The 18,234-nt window shown below is 34.8% G+C and carries 18 protein-coding genes; 7 read left to right on the top strand and 11 right to left on the bottom strand.

Annotation, left to right across the window (positions count from 1 at the left end):
• Positions 1-13 precede the first annotated feature (13 nt).
• From purH to purE, 10 genes are read right to left on the bottom strand one after another with little or no spacing between them, the layout of a single operon-like run.
• Positions 14-1,492, bottom strand: a complete 1,479-nt coding sequence (purH, locus tag RPL90_RS04205; RefSeq protein ID WP_313545849.1) for a bifunctional phosphoribosylaminoimidazolecarboxamide formyltransferase/IMP cyclohydrolase — start codon at positions 1,490-1,492, stop codon at positions 14-16.
• Between the two features lie 12 nt (positions 1,493-1,504).
• Positions 1,505-2,071, bottom strand: a complete 567-nt coding sequence (gene purN / locus RPL90_RS04200) for a phosphoribosylglycinamide formyltransferase (RefSeq protein WP_313545847.1) — start codon at positions 2,069-2,071, stop codon at positions 1,505-1,507.
• Positions 2,068-3,102, bottom strand: coding sequence for a phosphoribosylformylglycinamidine cyclo-ligase (gene purM / locus RPL90_RS04195; RefSeq protein ID WP_313545845.1), 1,035 nt, complete (start codon positions 3,100-3,102; stop codon positions 2,068-2,070). The genes purN and purM overlap by 4 nt, the downstream gene beginning before the upstream one ends.
• The gene (gene purF, locus RPL90_RS04190; protein ID WP_313545844.1) at positions 3,095-4,582 is read right to left on the bottom strand and encodes an amidophosphoribosyltransferase; all 1,488 of its coding nucleotides are present in this window, start codon (positions 4,580-4,582) and stop codon (positions 3,095-3,097) included. The genes purM and purF overlap by 8 nt, the downstream gene beginning before the upstream one ends.
• The gene (purL, locus tag RPL90_RS04185; protein ID WP_313545842.1) at positions 4,561-6,750 is read right to left on the bottom strand and encodes a phosphoribosylformylglycinamidine synthase subunit PurL; all 2,190 of its coding nucleotides are present in this window, start codon (positions 6,748-6,750) and stop codon (positions 4,561-4,563) included. Before purL ends, purF begins: the two co-directional genes overlap by 22 nt.
• Positions 6,743-7,414, bottom strand: coding sequence for a phosphoribosylformylglycinamidine synthase subunit PurQ (gene purQ, locus RPL90_RS04180; protein WP_313545840.1), 672 nt, complete (start codon positions 7,412-7,414; stop codon positions 6,743-6,745). The genes purL and purQ overlap by 8 nt, the downstream gene beginning before the upstream one ends.
• Complete coding sequence (gene purS, locus RPL90_RS04175) at positions 7,414-7,674, bottom strand: phosphoribosylformylglycinamidine synthase subunit PurS (protein ID WP_313545839.1); 261 nt, start codon at positions 7,672-7,674, stop codon at positions 7,414-7,416. The genes purQ and purS overlap by 1 nt, the downstream gene beginning before the upstream one ends.
• Entirely contained in the window at positions 7,674-8,378 is a 705-nt protein-coding gene (gene purC / locus RPL90_RS04170) for a phosphoribosylaminoimidazolesuccinocarboxamide synthase (RefSeq protein WP_313545837.1), read from the bottom strand. Before purC ends, purS begins: the two co-directional genes overlap by 1 nt.
• Entirely contained in the window at positions 8,378-9,505 is a 1,128-nt protein-coding gene (purK, locus tag RPL90_RS04165; protein ID WP_313545835.1) for a 5-(carboxyamino)imidazole ribonucleotide synthase, read from the bottom strand. Before purK ends, purC begins: the two co-directional genes overlap by 1 nt.
• A complete protein-coding gene (gene purE, locus RPL90_RS04160) occupies positions 9,492-9,974 on the bottom strand; it encodes a 5-(carboxyamino)imidazole ribonucleotide mutase (protein WP_313545833.1) in 483 nt (160 codons plus the stop codon). The genes purK and purE overlap by 14 nt, the downstream gene beginning before the upstream one ends.
• Before the next feature lie 206 nt (positions 9,975-10,180).
• Between purE and folD the strand changes: the two genes are divergently transcribed.
• The gene (gene folD / locus RPL90_RS04155) at positions 10,181-11,038 is read left to right on the top strand and encodes a bifunctional methylenetetrahydrofolate dehydrogenase/methenyltetrahydrofolate cyclohydrolase FolD (RefSeq protein WP_313545831.1); all 858 of its coding nucleotides are present in this window, start codon (positions 10,181-10,183) and stop codon (positions 11,036-11,038) included.
• Between the two features lie 384 nt (positions 11,039-11,422).
• On the opposite strand, the gene RPL90_RS04150 is transcribed toward folD, so the two are convergent.
• Complete coding sequence (locus RPL90_RS04150; protein ID WP_313545830.1) at positions 11,423-11,647, bottom strand: hypothetical protein; 225 nt, start codon at positions 11,645-11,647, stop codon at positions 11,423-11,425.
• Between the two features lie 989 nt (positions 11,648-12,636).
• Between RPL90_RS04150 and RPL90_RS04145 the strand changes: the two genes are divergently transcribed.
• From RPL90_RS04145 to rihC, 6 genes are all read left to right on the top strand, one after another.
• Positions 12,637-12,954 carry an immunoglobulin-like domain-containing protein gene (locus RPL90_RS04145; protein WP_313545829.1) on the top strand — a complete coding sequence of 106 codons (318 nt, stop codon included), beginning with the start codon at positions 12,637-12,639 and terminating at the stop codon, positions 12,952-12,954.
• 263 nt (positions 12,955-13,217) lie between these two features.
• A complete protein-coding gene (gene qoxA, locus RPL90_RS04140; protein ID WP_313545827.1) occupies positions 13,218-14,339 on the top strand; it encodes a cytochrome aa3 quinol oxidase subunit II in 1,122 nt (373 codons plus the stop codon).
• Positions 14,339-16,327 (top strand): cytochrome aa3 quinol oxidase subunit I, encoded by a 1,989-nt coding sequence (gene qoxB, locus RPL90_RS04135; RefSeq protein ID WP_313545825.1) that lies wholly within the window; start codon positions 14,339-14,341, stop codon positions 16,325-16,327. The genes qoxA and qoxB overlap by 1 nt, the downstream gene beginning before the upstream one ends.
• The gene (qoxC, locus tag RPL90_RS04130) at positions 16,317-16,922 is read left to right on the top strand and encodes a cytochrome aa3 quinol oxidase subunit III (protein WP_313545823.1); all 606 of its coding nucleotides are present in this window, start codon (positions 16,317-16,319) and stop codon (positions 16,920-16,922) included. Before qoxB ends, qoxC begins: the two co-directional genes overlap by 11 nt.
• Positions 16,919-17,209 carry a cytochrome aa3 quinol oxidase subunit IV gene (gene qoxD / locus RPL90_RS04125; RefSeq protein WP_313545821.1) on the top strand — a complete coding sequence of 97 codons (291 nt, stop codon included), beginning with the start codon at positions 16,919-16,921 and terminating at the stop codon, positions 17,207-17,209. Before qoxC ends, qoxD begins: the two co-directional genes overlap by 4 nt.
• Positions 17,210-17,332: 123 nt before the next feature.
• Positions 17,333-18,234: ribonucleoside hydrolase RihC (gene rihC, locus RPL90_RS04120; protein ID WP_313545819.1), on the top strand; the 902-nt coding region annotated here is incomplete at its 3' end.

Genomic DNA, 18,234 nt, shown 5'->3' with positions numbered 1-18,234 from the left:
ACCTACCTTCCATTTAATGTTTAAAGTGACGTACGCCTGTTGTTACCATTGTAATGCCATACTTATTAGCCATATCAATTGATTCTTGGTCTTTAATTGAACCACCTGGTTGGATGATTGCTTTAATACCGGATTGCGCAGCTAATTCCACTGTATCTCCCATTGGGAAAAAACCATCTGATACAAGTGCAACATTGTCGTTCATTTCTATCGCTCTTTCGATGGCAATTTTTGCAGAACCTACACGATTCATTTGTCCAGCACCAATACCGACAGTTTGTTTATCGTTTGTTAAAATTACTGCATTACTTTTGACTGAGCCAACAACTTTCCATCCTAGTAACATAGCTTCCCACTGTGCTTCTGTAGGCGCAGCTTCTGTTACAACTGACATATCTTCACGTTGTACTTTTTTATTATCTTTGTCTTGAACAAGATAACCACCTGAGACGGATACGAGTTCTTGCTCATCACTATCGATATGCATACTAATTTCTAATAATCTAATATTTTTCTTTTGTCTTAAAATAGTCAAAGCTTCTTCGCTATATTCAGGTGCAATGACTACTTCTAAAAAGATTTCATGTAATTTATTTGCCAGCGTTGCATCAACTTTTCTATTTAAAGCAACAATACCACCAAATATAGATTGACTATCTGCTTCAAATGCATGTTGATAGGCACTTTCAATGTCATCACCTATACCCACACCACAAGGGTTCATATGTTTTACTGCTACTGCTGCAGGTTGCTCAAATTGTTTAACTAATGCTAATGCTGCATCTGCGTCTTTAATATTATTATAGCTAAGTTGTTTACCGTGCAATTGTTCTGCGCCGCCTAATGTATGCTTATCATTTGATGTACGTACAAAATATGCTTCTTGTTGTGGATTTTCGCCATAGCGTAAACTTTCTTTATTATTGTTAAAGAAATCAACAATTGCTGCATCGTAGCTATTTGTATGTTCAAATACTTTAATCATGAGTGATTTTTTATAGTCATAATCTAATGTATTATTTTTTACTCTTGCGATCACTTCATCGTAATCTGATGGATGAACTATAGTAGTCACGTGTTTAAAGTTTTTCGCAGCCGCTCTTAACATTGTTGGTCCACCAATATCTATATTTTCAATTGCATCACTTTCAGTTACGTCTGGATTAGCGACTGTTTCTTTAAATGGATATAAGTTAACGACAACCATATCAACTAAAGCTATGTGTTGCGCTTCTAATTGAGCTAAATGTTCTGCTTTGTCTCTATCTGCTAAAATACCGCCATGCACTGCTGGATGTAATGTTTTTACACGTCCATCTAAAATTTCTTCGAACTGCGTTAATTTAGTAATTGAATGAACTTCAACACCCGCTGCTTTTATCGCACGCATAGTGCCACCAGTAGAATAAAGTTCATAATCCTGTTCAGTTAAAGCTTTGGCAAAATTTACAACACCAGTTTTATCGGAAACACTTAAAATTGCTTTTTTCATTTTTTGCACCTCTTATTGAATAATTTCAGCGATTACTTCGGGATATAGTTTATGTTCTAATTGTTTAATTCGTGTTTCTAAATTTTCTTTATTATCATCGGAATAAATAGGGCAAGTACGTTGCGCAATTATTTCGCCTGTATCCATACCACTATCTACATAGTGAACCGTTGTACCTGTTATATCATCACCACTCTTTAAAGCTTGGCCAACTGCATCTTTACCTTTATATTTAGGTAACAACGATGGATGAATATTAAGAATCCTTTTGTCATATGCATTAAGAATTTCCGTGCCGATTAATTTCATATAACCTGCTAAGACAATCCATTCAACCTTTTCAGAAGTTAACCATTCTAAAATTTTACGCTCATAATCTTCTTTAGAGTCGAAATTTTTCAATTCGTTAATATGTACGTCTAATTTAAATTGTCTTGCCCGTTCAATACAACTTGCTGTTATTTGGTCAGTGTATAATGCTGTAACTTCTATATTAGGTAGTAAACCTTGTTCAATCTGTGTCATAATATTTTCGAAGTTGCTCCCTGAACCAGAAGCGAAAATAGCTATTTTTGTCAATTTGATACCCCCGTTATCTGTATAGGCTCATTGCCTTCCACAATCTCACCTATAACATAAGCGTCTATATCGTGCTGTTGCGCAATTTTTATAATTGCATCGCTATTTTCTTTATCTACTACTAATGTAAAACCGATACCCATATTAAATACTTTGTACATTTCATCCGCATGTATATCACCGTGCTGTTGTAACCACTTAAATATGTTCGGCACTTCATAAGCTGTGGCATCAATTTTAGCAGTTACTCCCTCAGGTAAGGCTCTAGGGATATTTTCATAAAATCCACCACCTGTAATATGAGTCATTGCATATACTTTATATTGATTTAAAATATCAAGGACGGGTTTTACATACAAACGTGTAGGTTCTAAAAAAGTTTGTAAATAAGTACGGTCCCCATCAAAGTTATCACTTAAATTAACGCCTGAATTAGCGATAATTTTTCTAACAAGACTGTAACCATTTGAATGTATACCGCTTGAACTTAATCCTACAAGTACATGACCTGCTTCTACTTGCGAACCATCAATATATGCGTCTTTTTCAACTGCACCAACAGCAAAGCCAGCTAAATCGTAGTCGCCTTCGTGGTACATGTCTCCCATTTCAGCAGTTTCGCCACCAATTAAAGCAGTATTAGTCTGCGCACAACCATCGCTAACACCTTTAACGATTTGTTCAATAACTTCAGGAACCACTTTATTTGCCGCAATATAATCTAAAAAGTATAACGGCTGTGCACCTGTAGTTAAAATATCATTCACACACATTGCTACAACGTCGATACCGATCGTGTCATGTTTGTTATTATCAATTGCTAACTTTAACTTCGTGCCTACGCCATCTGTTCCTGAAACGAGTAACGGTGCTGTCATATTTAACTGTGATAAATCAAATGTTGCGCCAAAACCCCCTAATCCACCAAATACTTCTTTACGCAGCGTACGTTCTACATGGCTAGAGATTCTTTCAACTGCTTCATATCCTGCATTAATGTTAACGCCTGCATTTTCATAAGCTTTAGACATATTGATTTCCCTTTCTATCAAAATATTGTTTATTGCTAGTTAAAAACGCTTGTTGACGTTCACTTAAATTAGCATTAAAGCGTGCTTCATAGTCGTATAAACCAGCTGGATAATCTCCAGTAAAACTTTCAACACATAAACCACTGTAAGGTTCTTCTTCATCGATACCGATTGACTCTATCAAACCATCTACTGATAAATAAGATAATGATTCAGCACCGATATATGTTTTTATTTCATCTGGTGATTTATGAGCCGATATTAATTCTGCCGTCGTAGATACGTCAATACCGTAAAAACTTGGGAACATAAATTCAGGAGATGCAATCCTAACATGTACTTCGTTTGCACCTGCATCTTTTAATAACCTTACTATTCTTTTACAGGTCGTTCCACGTACAATTGAGTCATCAACTAGAACAATGTTTTTACCATGCACAATATCTTTAACTGCTGATAACTTAACTCTAACGCCTTGTTCTCTTAGCGCTTGCGTAGGTTGAATAAACGTTCGAGCTACATATTGGTTTTTTACTAATCCCATTTCATAAGGTAAGTTTAATTCTTCAGCATAACCTGTTGCTGCTGATAATGATGAATTTGGTACACCAATGACCATATCTGCATTTTCTGCTGGGCTTTCTCGCGCGAGTCTTTTACCTGTAATTTTTCTTACGGCATGTACATTTTTACCTGCGATCGTTGAATCAGGTCTAGCAAAATATATATATTCCATCGCCGAAATGGCAGTAGTCGTTTCATTAGTATAAGATTCAATACGTATACCTTCGTCATTAATAACGACATATTCTCCGGCATGTATGTCCCTTACAAACTCTCCACCAAGTACATCAATTGCACACGTTTCGCTTGCCAAGACATATTCACCTGTTTGTAATTGCCCTATTACTAAAGGACGAATAGCATTCGGATCAACGGCACCATAAAGTGCATCTTTAGTTAGCAAAGCAAACGTAAATCCACCTTTAATTGTGCGTAAACTTTCTTTAAGTGCTTCTTCAAAAGTTGCCGCTCTACTTTTACGAATTAAATGCATGATAACTTCTGTATCTGATGAAGAATGGAAAATAGAACCTTGTTCTTCCAAGTCTTGTCGTAAACTTTGAGCGTTAATCAAGTTACCGTTATGACATACAGCAACGCTCATGTCGTAAAAGTGATATAAAAATGGTTGTATATTTTCGATGCCTTTATTACCAGAAGTTGCATAGCGAACGTGACCAATTGCATGTTCATATCGTTTTAATGACTCCAAATCTTGTTCAGAAATCGCTTCTGTTAGTAGGCCTAATCCTCTTTCACCAACTAGCTCTTCATTATTTGAAACTACTATACCTGCACCTTCTTGACCACGATGTTGTAAACTTTGCAAACCCATATAAGTAAGGTGTGCCGCTTCATTATGATTCCAAATACCAAATAACCCACACTCTTCGTTTAGTCCTTTGTAGTCATACATTGAGCAATGGCTCCTTCCCACACTTCTTTTAGATTTGAAACTTTATCTTTCAATAAACTATGTCCATTAGACACAACAAAATTATTATTATCAGTAAACGAACCTATTGCTATCGCTCCCTCTATATTTATAAATTGATCATCTTTAACTGCGACAACATATCGTCCTTGAGTTTCACTAAATAATTGTGCATTTGTAAGAGATAATGAAACGTCCATACCTAAATCATAAAATGCACTCATTCGTGCTAAAGTGATTGCTAAACCACCTTTACCAACAGTTTGTACATGTGATGCTCTACCATCACGCACTAACTTTTTAACTGCTTCGCCTTTTTGTACTTCTCGTGTTAAATCTATCTCCTCTGATTCGTGATTCACATCTTTATATAATAATTTTTCAATTTGGCTACCACCAAAGTCATCTTTAGTTTCACCAACAATGTATAATTTGTGGCCTGCTCGAGGTTGGAAATCTGCCAAATAATCAATATCTTCAATTAAACCAACCATTCCTACTACTGGTGTTGGGAAAATAGAAGTACCTTTAGTTTCGTTGTAAAGAGACACGTTCCCGGATACGACGGGTGTATTTAATATTTCACAAGCTTCTGACATACCTTTTGTTGATTCTATTAATTGTTGATAAATTTCTTTCTTCTCTGGCGAACCATAGTTTAGGCAATCTGTCATAGCTAACGGTGTCGCACCAACAGCAATTAAATTTCTATACGCTTCAGCAACAACCATTTTGCCACCTTGATAAGGTTGGTTATAAACGTATCTTGCTTCACCATCAATCGTTGACGCTATTGCTTTATTCGTACCTTCAACTCTTACAACAGATGATTGTAATCCTGATTTAACGACTGTATTTGCACCAACTTGTTGATCATATTGTTCATATAAATATTTTTTTGAAGCTATCGTTGGATGTTTCAATAAATCGTTAAATACTTGTTCTACATCAATATTGTCATAGTTATTTTTTTCTTGATTGTAAACTTGTTCTTCACCTTCTAAAACATAAACTGGCGCTTCATCAGAAAGAGGTTGAACTGGAATATCGGCAAATACTTCATCTTCATATGTTAAAACAAAGCGATCTGTATCTGTGACTTCTCCAATTATCGCACTATCTAATTCGTGATAGTCAAAAAGGTCTAAAAATTTCTGCTCTGTTCCTTTTTCAACAACCAACAACATACGTTCTTGTGTTTCTGAAAGCATCATTTCATATGGTGAAATGCCTTGTTCACGTGTAGGAACTTGTTCCAATTTCAAATGCAAACCACTTCCGCCTTTAGCTGCCATTTCAGATGATGAGGATGTTAATCCTGCAGCACCCATATCTTGAATACCGACTAATTCATTATATTTAATAGCTTCCAAAGTTGCTTCCATTAATTTTTTACCGACGAATGGGTCACCAATTTGAACAGATGGTCGTTTACTTTCACTATCTTCACTCAACTCTTCAGATGCAAAAGTCGCGCCGTGAATGCCATCTCTGCCTGTTTTTAATCCTACATAAATCACTGAATTACCAATCCCCTTGGCAGTCCCTTTTTGCACCATATCGTGGTCAATAATACCTACACACATTGCATTTACTAATGGGTTACCATCGTATCTATCGTCAAATTCGATTTCACCAGCAGTCGTTGGAATTCCTATACAATTACCGTAACCGCCAATACCTGCAACGACACCTCTTAATAAGCGACGGTTTTGTTTTGTTGATAATTCTCCAAATCTCAAACTATTTAACAAGTTGATTGGTCTAGCTCCGATGGACACGATATCTCTAATGATGCCACCTACACCTGTCGCCGCACCTTGATAAGGTTCTACTGCAGATGGATGATTATGTGATTCGACTTTAAAAACAACTGCTTGCTCGTCACCAATATCTACAACGCCAGCACCTTCACCTGGACCCATTAATACGTGCTCACCAGTAGTTGGAAATTGTTTCAAAAATGGTTTTGAATGTTTATATGAACAATGTTCACTCCACATTACCGAAAAAATACCTAGTTCAGTAAAGTTTGGTTCTCTGTCTAAAATGTCACAAACTTTAGCGTATTCTTCATCGCTAAGTCCTACATCTTTATACAATTGTTCTGTTTTAATTTCAGTAGCATTTGGTTCGATAAATTTAGACATTTTGTTCCCTCCAACTATTTACCATTGCTTCAAACAATTTAACACCGCTGTCTGTACCCAATATTTGTTCTAAAGCTCTTTCAGGATGTGGCATCATACCACAAACGTTACCTTGTTTATTTACTATTCCTGCTATATCTCTATATGATCCGTTAGGATTATCACTGTAAGTTAAAATAATTTGATTATTTTCTTGCAACTCATCATATGTAGTTCGTGTACAGTAATAATGACCTTCGCCATGAGCAACAGGATAAACTACTTCTTCATTTTGTTCGTATAAATTTGTAAAGCGTGTATTGCTATTAACAACTTTTAGTCTTTCGTTTCTACTGACGAATAAATGTGCGTCATTATGTAATAACGCGCCAGGTAAAAGACCGACTTCAGTTAATATTTGGAAGCCATTGCATACACCTAAAACAGGTTTCCCTTCCACAGCTAATCGTTTAACCTCTGTAATAATTGGAGCTACACTAGCCATTGCGCCTGATCTTAAGTAGTCACCAAATGAAAACCCACCAGGAATTAATACACCATCAAACCCATTTAAAGAAGTTTCACGATAGTCTACATATTCTACATCAACGCCTGATTTAACGGCCGCATTGTACATATCACGATCGCAGTTCGATCCTGGAAATTTCAATACTGCAAATTTCATTAGGCTTTCTCTCCTTCTTCAACCACTTTGTAGCTATATTCTTCAATCACAGTATTGGCAAATAGTTTTTCACTTAAAGTGACAACAACATTATGTACTGCTTCGTCAGTTGCTTCGTCTACTGTCATATATAATAATTTACCTACTCTAATATTATTAACTTGCGTATAGCCTAAGTCATGTACAGCACGATTAAGTGCTTGTCCTTGAGTATCTAATACTTGTGGTTGTAACGTAATATGCAATTCAATCGTTTTCATTATGATAATGCCTCCAATTTATTTAAAAATGTTTGATACGTTTCAATAATTGAACCTCTGTCTTCTCGATATACATCTTTATCAAAATTTGTATCACTATATTTGTCCCAAATGCGACAAGTATCTGGAGAAATTTCATCTGCTAAAATAATTTCACCATCGCTCGTAATGCCAAATTCTATTTTGAAATCAACTAGACGCAGTTCCATCTTGTCCATTAATTGAATTAATTTATTATTAATGTCTAACGCTCCAGTTTTTAATTGATTTATTTGACTAGCGTTTGCAATATTTAATAATTTTACGTGGTCATCCGTGATTAAAGGGTCATTTAAGTCATCGTTTTTATAGAAAAACTCGACCAATGGTTGTTCAAAAATGTGTCCTTTTTCAAATCCTAACCGTCTAGTAATCGAACCTGCAGCAATATTTCTAACTACTACTTCTAAAGGTATAATTTCTACTGATGTAACAAGTTGTTCAGTTTCTGAAATCTGTTCAATAAAATGACTATTGAGGTTTTGAGACTTAAGAAAATTGAAAATATTCGAAGTAATTTGATTATTTAATCGCCCTTTACCTTCGATAACATCTTTTTTAGCTCCATTACCAGCTGTTACTTCATCTTTGTATTCTACTCTTAAAATACCTTTTTCTGCTGTGGAGTAAATTCTCTTAGCTTTTCCTTCATATAACAACGACATTAGTTGTTTCTCCCTTCAAACTGTTTAATTAACTTTGCTTCAGTTTCTTCTATATTACTTGTCAACACTGTTAAATGTCCCATTTTTCTATTAGGTTTTCTATCTGTTTTGCCATAAATATGTACATGCCATTCGGGCGTTGTACTAAATTTATTCTCAAGCAAATCCAAATCTTTTCCTAATAAATTCATCATAATAGTAGATTTCAAAAGTGTGATATCTCTTGGCAAAACTTGGCCCGTTATAGCTAATATATGAGTATCAAATTGTGAAAAATCACACGCTTCAATTGAATAATGTCCTGAGTTATGTGGACGTGGTGCTATTTCATTTACATACAAATTGTTTTGTTGGTCTACAAAAAATTCTACTGTAAATGTACCTATAAAATGTATTTGACTTATTATTTTATTAACTTCATCTCTTGCTTCTTGTTCTTTATCAGAGCGTGCGGGTACCACAGTTTTGAATAAAACTTGCTGTCTATGCTCATTTTCTTGTAATGGAAAAAAAGTAACACTTTGATTGTTACCAATCGTCACAGTTAAAGATAATTCTTGTTTCAATTGTAAATATTGTTCCGCAACACATTCTTGTTGTGATATAAGTTGACGTGCTTCATCTAAGAAAGTCTGATCTTTTACTAAAATTTGTCCCTTGCCATCATAGCCACCAAATCTTGTTTTAAGAATAAATGGATAGCCGAGCGTTTCAACTGCATGCGCAAGTTCGTCTGTAGCCGAAACACGTATAAAAGGGACGATTTGTGTATTTGCTCGCTGCAATGTTTGTTTTTCAGTTAAACGGTCCTGCAACAACTCAATTGCTTCGTATCCTTGTGGGATATTATATTTAGTAACAAGTTCTTTTAATTGAGGTGCAGAAATATTTTCGAATTCATATGTAATTACGTCTGAACGGCGACCTAATTCATTTAATGCATCAATATCACTATAGCTTGCATTTATGAAGTCATGCGCTACATATTGACACGGACACGCTTTATCTGGATCTAAAACAATTACTTTGTAACCCATTTTTTGTGCTGATTGTGCCATCATTTTACCTAATTGGCCACCCCCGATAATTCCTATCGTCGAACCAAAATGTAAGTTAGTCAATTTCACGCTGCATTTCCCCCACTTTCTCTTCTAAAGATTGTTTATATTGTGTTAACCGCTCTTCAACGTGTTTATCTTTAATACTAAGCATTCTAGCTGCAAGGATACCAGCATTTTTAGCACCTGCTTTGCCAATCGCTGTCGTTGCTACTGGGATACCTCCCGGCATTTGTACAATCGATAGTAATGAATCTAAACCTTTTAAACTTTTAGATTCTATAGGAACGCCAATAACCGGCAAAGTCGTCATTGAAGCAACCATTCCCGGTAGATGTGCTGCTCCACCAGCACCTGCGATAATTACGTCATATTCATTTTGACGTGCATGATTGGCAAAGTCGTACATTAAGTCGGGCGTACGATGTGCTGAAACAACCTTTTTATCGTACGGTATTTCAAAAGTATCGAGCATTTTGCAGCTTTCTTGCATAATATCCCAATCAGATGAACTACCCATAATTACTGCCACTTTCAATCTGAACACCCTTTCAAAAATTTGAAATATTAGTACTTGAAGATGTATATTACACATATAGCATAACAACAAAGCGAGGTATTTTCAATTAAAAATCGAACTTTAATATAATTTTAGGGTTGAATTTACGTCTTTTGCTTAATATTAATTACTTTTTATGTTATAAAGTTAAGATAAAGTTTGTTATTCGAAGGAGGAATTATATTATGGTTGCCAAAATATTAGATGGTAAACAAATTGCGCAAGATTATAGACAGAATTTAAAAGAAGAGGTCGAGTCCTTGAAAAAGCAAGGTTTCACTCCTAAATTATCAGTTATATTAGTAGGTAATGACGGTGCAAGCCAAAGCTATGTTAATTCTAAAAAGAAAGCTGCTGAAAAACTCGGTATGATTTCAGAAATTGTACATTTAGATGAATCTACTTCTGAACAAGAAGTATTAAACGAACTAAAACGTTTAAATGAAGATGATAGTGTTAGTGGGATCTTAGTCCAAGTTCCTTTACCAAAACAAGTTAGTGAACAAAAAATAATCGAGTCAATTAATCCTGATAAAGATGTTGATGGTTTCCATCCGACAAACATTGGTAAACTTTATATAGATGAGCAAACTTTTGTACCATGTACGCCACTAGGTATTATGGAATTATTAAACCACGCAGACATTGACATTGAAGGTAAAGAAGCAGTCATCATTGGCCGTAGCCATATTGTCGGTCAACCTGTTTATAAATTATTACTTCAAAAGAATGCGACAGTTACAATAATGCACTCAAAAACTAAAGACATGCATAGTCATCTTAAAAATGCAGATATTATTGTAAGTGCAGTTGGTCAACCTGGTATCGTATCGAAAGATGATGTTAAGGAAGGCGCAGTAGTCATCGATGTCGGTAATACGCCTGACGAAAATGGAAAATTAAAAGGTGACGTTAATTATGATGACGTCAAAGAAATAGCTGGCGCAATTACACCAGTACCTGGAGGCGTGGGCCCAATGACTATTACAATGGTACTTAATAACACTTTATTAGCTGAAAAAATGCGCAGAGGGATTAAATAAAACCATTTCTTACAATTTAAAATAGGCCGAGACAAAAGTTGTTCCGCCTTTGCGAAAACGTCTGGGACAAAAATGTTCTAGAAAGTAAAAATACAGTGGAAATTCATTAGTAAAATTGAATTTCCACTGTATTTCATTTTCAAAGTCTTTTTGATAGCTCATAGCGCTACCATTTTGCTTATATTTGTTGCCATTAAGGTAATTCCAAGTTCGCGTTTTACTTTGGATTTTCCTCGTAATGACATACGAGTGAACCCAAAATAGCTTTCAAATATCCAAAACTGGTGCTACATCCATTTTTCTTTGTTTGTAGACTTTTTCAGTTTCAGATTTTAAAAGCAACTTCTGTATCATATATTTAAAACGTTCCCACACATTATTTTTTTATTTGTATCTAGTAAATTTTTTCAATGTATCAACAGTAATTTTATCATTTTCTTCTTCATTTAATTTTGGAATGACTTCATTTAGCATCGCATTGCAATATATTTCTTTAAATTGTTCAAGTACTTTACTATTATATCTGTCAATGTTTTTTCTCCACACAAATGTATACTTGTTTGCACTTACTTCAATCTTAGTACCATCTATATATACGATCTTCGTCAATAAGATTATGTTCTACTAATTGACTCCTGAAATTGATAAATAATGATTGTAGTAATTTATCCATAATTGAACTGATTCTGAAACGATTTATTGTACTTTAAGATGGTGTTTATCCTTGTGATAACCAATCCATACGTTTACTATCTTTAAGAAAGCTTTCGCTTCTTCTTCCAAAAAAATAGATTGTGTATATGAAAAAGTATAATCTTCAATATTAAATTAGGATGATAAGAAAAAACATCGCGTGAGTGTTTAAATTCGTAGAATTCTTCATTAGGTATAGATTCTACAATTTGATTTACAAAATGAGCAATATCATTTTTTGGAAACGATATTTCAATATTTAATGGTAGAGTCATTTGTGACATGTCAAAATTTTATACATAAGGCACTTCGTTAATTTGATTTTTGTTGTAATTAATTAAATTATATGAAAGTGTTTTATTTTTTGTAAAAAAAATGGAAATTTGTAACGATTTGGCAAAGTGCTGACGCCTGAGGGAATAGTATGAGTGAGAGACTACAGGCTTGAACCATACCCTAGGCAAGCATACACGAACAAAATCGTTGATTGTAAAAATAACACCTTATTTTTTTCTGAATAAATCAGTAAAATGAGGTGTTATTTTATTTGAGTTAGTAATAATGTCTTAGACTCTTACTTCTCTATAATTTAATTTGTTTTTTTAACTTTCTTTCTATTAATTGTGTAGCGCTTTCTACTTTTCATATAAATAATAGTAAAAGAACATTTATCAAAGACGTACATAAAAATGAGCAGCTGTGTATTTACCCCCTAATTCTTTTAAGAATATTAATTTGGCACCGTATTTTGTTAAAAATTTGTTACATGTATTTACTAGACTCTAATAATAAACTAAACTTTATATTCTAAGATGACTTTAGGACCATAGTACGATGTCTTGTTTATAAATATAGGCTATAGTTAAATTAAACTTAAAGTCAGTTTTCATACGGAGGTAAACGTTATGAATAAGTTATTACAATCATTATCAGCTATCGGTGTGTCTGCAACATTAGTAACGCCTAATTTAAATGCCGAAGCAACAGATAATTCAATACCAGAAATAAAAGGTGCTAAAGACACGATTGTGAAAAAAGGCAATGACTATAACTTATTAAATGGTGTCCACGCTTTTGATAAAGAAGATGGCGATTTAACAGATAAAATTAAAGTCAATGGTTATGTCGACACAAATAAAGAAGGTAAATATAAAGTAGAATATAAAGTTCAAGATTCAAATGGCGCTATTGAAAGATCTGTACGCTATATTGAAGTTAAATAAAATACATAAAACTTGTGAAACCTTCTAATTGATAACGTTTGTCAATTAGATAACAGCTTTCGTTACGTTTCTTTCAATTTTGACGATTTTCACAAAATGTACACATAATTTTAACAAATCTTTTATCCCCCACCAGACGTTGATTCTGTTGGGGTTGTTTTAATTTTACAATAATTTTTTTGCCACAAACACTTGTAAATATCGCGGAATATCTTAAAATTGATGGTAAGCCCTACAATTGTAGTATTAGGAGGTCAAAAAAAGTGTCAAAATTTAAGTCTTTGCTTCTACTATTTGGCTCACTAATTTTACTTAGTGGTTGTTCTAATGTAGAAGTTTTAAACCCAAAAGGGCCAATGGCAAGCGACTCGAAGTTTTTGATAATTTATTCAATTATCTTCATGCTTGTGATCATTGCTGTTGTACTTATCATGTTCGCTTTATTCTTAATCAAATATAGATTAGGAAATAATAAAGAATCTGGTAAGATGCATCACAATTCATTAATCGAAGCAATATGGTTTATTGTTCCAATTATAATTGTTGTTGCTTTAGCAATCCCTACGGTCAAATCATTGTATCAATATGAAAAACCACCTGAGAAAAAGGATGATCCACTTGTAGTTTACGCAACAAGTGCTGGTTACAAATGGTTCTTCAGTTATCCAGATGAGAAAATCGAAACTGTTAACCATTTAACTATCCCGAAAGATCGTCCAGTTGTGTTCAAACTTCAATCAATGGACATGATGACAAGTTTCTGGATTCCACAACTTGGTGGTCAAAAATACGCTATGACAGGTATGACTATGGATTGGACGTTAACAGCGGACAAAACTGGAACGTTTAGAGGTCGTAACTCAAACTTCAATGGTGAAGGATTTGCTAGACAAACATTCGACGTAAATTCTGTTAGCCAAAGCAAGTTTAACGACTGGGTTAAAGATGCTAAGAAGAAAAAAGTATTAGATCAAGATACTTTTGACAAGCAACTTTTACCAACGACTGAAAACAAAAATCTAACTTTCAGTGGTACGCACATGGCATTTGTTGATCCGGCCGCTGATCCTGAGTACGTATTCTACGCTTATAAACGTTATAACTACGTACAAAAAGACCCTAACTTTAATAGCGAAAAACAAGTTAAAGAAGACGTCTTAAGTAAACCGGACCAACCAAAACGTAAACCACAAGTTACAAATGCTAACTATGAACGTCATGGTATGAAGAAAATGATTTTACGCAACAACCAACCATACAATAGTGAATTCAAAGATAACGAATCACATAATATGGATGAAATGGAAAAAATCTCTAAAGGAGCTAAAGATAAAAAAGCTTCTGAAATTGAGAAAAAAGACCATGAACATGGAGGTGGACATTAATGAATTTTCCATGGGATCAATTACTCGTACACGGTAACTGGATGATCACAATGGCACAAATTGGTGCCCCATTTATGATTATCGCACTCGTGGCGGTAATTACGTACTTTAAGTTATGGAAATATCTATACAGAGAATGGTTCACATCTATCGACCATAAAAAAATCGGTGCTATGTATATTATCTGTGCTGTATTAATGTTCGCACGTGGTGGTATTGATGCGTTATTAATTCGTACTCAATTAACTTTACCAGACAATAAGTTTTTAGAGTCTAACCACTACAACGAAATCTTTAGTACGCACGGTGTTATCATGATTATCTTTATGGCTATGCCATTTATCTTCGGATTATGGAACGTAGTAGTACCATTACAAATTGGTGCTCGAGACGTAGCCTTCCCTGTACTTAATAACGTAAGTTTCTGGTTATTCTTCTCAGGAATGTTACTATTCAACTTATCATTTATCGTTGGTGGTTCACCTGCTGCAGGTTGGACAAACTATGCTCCACTCGCAGGCGAATTCAGTCCAGGACCAGGTGTTAACTATTATCTAGTAGCTATACAGATTTCGGGTCTAGGTACATTAATGACGGGTATTAACTTCTTCGTTACTATCCTTAGATGTAAAACACCAACAATGAAATTTATGGAAATGCCTATGTTTACTGTAACGACTTTCATTACAGCATTAATCGTTATTTTGGCATTCCCAGTATTAACGGTTGCATTAGCATTATTCACAACTGATAGAATCTTTGACACTGCATTCTTCTCAGTTGCACATGGCGGTATGCCAATGCTTTGGGCAAACTTCTTCTGGGTATGGGGGCACCCTGAGGTTTATATCGTTATCTTGCCAGCATTCGGTGTTTATTCAGAAATAATACCTACTTTTGCTCGTAAACGTTTATTCGGCCATCAAAGTATGGTATGGGCTACAGCAGGTATTGCATTCTTAAGTTTCTTAGTTTGGGTTCACCATTTCTTCACAATGGGTAATGGTGCTTTGATTAACTCATTCTTCTCTATTACAACTATGATGATTGGTATTCCTACCGGTGTTAAATTATTTAACTGGTTATTCACATTGTACCAAGGTAGAATATCTTTCGAATCACCAATGCTTTGGTCACTAGCTTTCATCCCTAACTTCCTATTAGGTGGTGTAACGGGTGTTATGTTAGCAATGGCAGCAGCCGATTACCAATACCATAATACGTATTTCTTAGTGGCACACTTCCACTACACACTCGTAACAGGTGTTGTATTCGCATGTATCGGCGGTTTAATTTACTGGTATCCTAAGATGACGGGTTATAAATTAAACGAAACGCTTAACAAATGGTGTTTCTGGTTATTTATGATTGGATTTAACGTTTGTTTCTTACCACAATTCGTATTAGGTTTAGATGGTATGCCACGTCGTCTATATACTTATATGCCAGAAGACGGTTGGTGGTTACTAAACGTAATTTCATCAATAGGTGCATTATTAATGGCACTTGGTTTTATGTTCCTAGTAGCAAGCATTGTATACAGTCACTTTACTTCACCTCGTGAAGCAACTGGTGACAACTGGGATGGATTAGGCCGTACTTTAGAATGGTCTACGGCATCTGCAATGCCTCCTAAATATAACTTTGCTGTCACTCCTGATTGGAATGACTATGATACGTTTGTAAATATGAAAGAACATGGTCGTCACTACTTAGACAATCATAACTACTCAGAAATTCACATGCCAAACAACACACCAGTCGGTTTCTTTATGGGTATCTTCTTAACAATCGGAGGTTTCTTCTTAATCTTCGAAACAATCATTCCAGCTATAATATGCTTGTTAGGTGTATTCGGTTGTATGATTTATAGAAGTTTCCAAATCGATCATGGTTATCATATCCATGTGTCTGAAATCGAAGAAACTGAAGCTAGACTACGCGAGGCACGTAAAAGAGAAAGGGAGGCTGTAAGTCATGAGTCATGATACAAACACTATTGATTCACGTACGCACGAAGGTAATCTGAATAAACTTGGCTTTTGGATATTCCTTACAGCTGAATTTTCATTGTTCGGTACGTTATTCGCAGCGTTATTAACGTTACAACACGGTGGTGATTATGCGCATCGCATGACTACTGAACTATTTGAATTACCTTTAGTTCTTATTATGACATTTGCACTGTTAATCAGCTCATATACTTGTGGTATTGCCATTTACTATATGAGAAAAGAAAATCAAAAATTAATGATGATTTGGATGATTATTACGGTTATTCTTGGTGCAGTATTCGTTGGTTTCGAAATATTCGAATTTAGCCATTATGCATCAGAAGGCGTAAATCCAACTATCGGTTCTTTCTGGTCTAGTTTCTTTATCTTGCTAGGCACACACGGAGCCCACGTATCAGTTGGTATTTGTTGGATTATTTGTTTATTGATTCAAGTAGCGATGCGTGGATTAAATAAAGACAATGCTCCAAAATTATTTATAGTAAGTTTATACTGGCACTTTTTAGATGTTGTTTGGATCTTCATCTTCACTGCCGTATATATGATAGGGATGGTGTATAGCGGATGAATACAATAGTTAAACATACAGTAGGTTTTATTGCCTCTATCGTCCTGACACTTTTAGCAGTTTTCGTTACTCTATACACATCATTGACATTAAACGCAAAAATTACGATTATTTTTGGCTTTGCTTTTGTTCAAGCTGCTGTACAATTATTAATGTTCATGCACTTAACTGAAGGTAAAGACGGTAACTTACAAAGTTTCAAAGTAATTTTCGCTATCATTATTACTTTAGTGATTATTATAGGTACTTATTGGGTTATGCAAGGCGGACACTCTCATCACCTATAATATGAAAAAGACTTCTCCATCACGGAGAAGTCTTTTTTGTTCTTGTTGCCCTTTTATTAACATCGCATCACTTAAAATATTATAATAGTCTATATAGATAACTTTACGTATAGGAGGCAAACAATGAAACAATCAATTATAATTGATACTGATCCTGGTATAGATGACGCCGCTGCGATTAGTATCGCATTAAACAATCCTCAATTTGATGTCAAAATGATATCGACTGTTAATGGTAATGTGGGCGTAGAAAAAACGACCGCAAATGCCTTGAAACTAACAAATTATTTTAATAGTGATGTACCTGTACATCGCGGTGCGTCTCACCCACTAATCTCAGATATTGTTAGCGCAAGTGACGTTCATGGTGAATCAGGTATGGACGGTTTTTTATTTCCAGAAGCAGATTTAGATACACTTGCGTCTAATAACGCTGTATTTGCAATGTATGAAACGTTAAAAAATAGTACCGAACCTATTACTATCATTCCTATCGGCCCGTTAACAAATATAGCCTTATTGCTAAAAACTTTTCCGGAAGTAAAAAACAATATTAAAGAAATAGTAATGATGGGCGGTAGCGCTAGCAGAGGTAACATTACTCCAGCTGCTGAGTTTAATTTTTACTGTGATCCTGAAGCAGCTCGAATTGTTTTTAATTCAGGTTTACCATTAACTATGATTGGACTTGATGTGGCACGTAGTTCGACTTTAGTACATTCTAAAATTGATAAATTAAAATCACTAAATGAAACTGGTGATATGTTACACCACTTGTTTTCACATTATCGTGGTGATGATTTTGAATACGGTATAAATATATACGATGCTTATACGATGTTATATTTATTACATCCAGAAAGTTTTGAAGTAGCAGAAGCATTTGTCGAAATAGAAACGGATAGTACACTTACACGCGGTGCTAGTCTCACAGATTTTAAGTCAGCTTTTCCTAATAGCACAATCGTGTTATCAATAGATACTGATGAGTTTGAAAGATTGTTATTCGAAGCATTAGCGCACTG

The organism is Staphylococcus kloosii, assembly GCF_032139365.1.
Taxonomy (GTDB): Bacteria; Bacillota; Bacilli; order Staphylococcales; family Staphylococcaceae; genus Staphylococcus; species Staphylococcus kloosii_A.
The sequence above is the reverse complement of the archived record's forward strand: the minus strand, read 5'-3'. Positions and strand labels throughout refer to the sequence as shown.